Annotated in this window: 1 protein-coding gene; it reads right to left on the bottom strand. The window is 63.5% G+C overall.

Annotated elements, in window-relative coordinates; translation table 11 throughout:
- Positions 1–71: 71 nt before the first annotated feature.
- On the bottom strand, positions 72–299 hold the full coding sequence (locus CJZ98_RS17860; RefSeq protein ID WP_198537981.1) for a hypothetical protein: 228 nt from the start codon (positions 297–299) through the stop codon (positions 72–74).
- Between the last annotated feature and the right edge of the window lie 517 nt (positions 300–816).

Raw genomic sequence — 816 nt, 5'->3', positions numbered from 1 at the left:
TCAGCTGTGGAGCCGATCGCCTGAGGTGCGCGGCCCACCCCAGCTACGCCGGGGTGGGAGTGCCGGGGGAATTACACCACTGAAGGGGACGCCAGCCAGGAGCCGTCGGGATCACGCCGCAACAGCTGCTCGAACCGCTCCGCTGGGGCGGGGATGGGATCACGGTTGCTGGAGAGCAGTGCCGCATAGCGCTGCACGCTGCCTTCCGCATGGCGCAGGGTGGCGTCGAAGCGATCCACCGTCTCGCGGATGCGCTGGGTCTGGCTGTCGAGGAGCTTGTCGGCGAGATGCCGATTCATCTGGCTCTGCAGCACATGAGTGAGCAGCAGAGTGCCGGCAAGGGTTCCGCCGAGCAGGAGGCCGATCCTGAGCGAGGCGGGCGGCATACGGTTCAGGGAAGCAAGAAAACCGTTTCGGCGCTCGCTCAAGTGGCTGGGCGACCTGGATGAATCGTCAGAATACCAAAACCTCCAGGGTATTAGGACACATCCATGGAAATTATGGGATTATTCGCCTAAATGTGCCAGGATCCGCGGCTCACTGTGCCCGCGATGAATATAAGTAATTGCCTTGAGATCTGAGCACTGCTGACAATCAGAGCGCCGCATTGCCTGCGGGGTAGATAGCAAAAAGGCCCCCGCCGAGGCGGGGGCCGTAGCCACGCCCCGAGGGGCGTGGTGGAAGGAGCAGGATCATCCCTGGATCGGAGAAGCCGTTAGGCCTCAGCCGATGGCGGGTGCGGTCAGCGCCACGGGGGTGGCGGTGGCAGCAGCCAGGTCGAGGGGGAAGTTGTGAGCGTTGCGCTCGTGCATCACT

The sequence above is a fragment of the Vulcanococcus limneticus LL genome, assembly GCF_002252705.1.
Taxonomy (GTDB): domain Bacteria; phylum Cyanobacteriota; class Cyanobacteriia; order PCC-6307; family Cyanobiaceae; genus Vulcanococcus; species Vulcanococcus limneticus.
The sequence above is the reverse complement of the archived record's forward strand: the minus strand, read 5'-3'. Positions and strand labels throughout refer to the sequence as shown.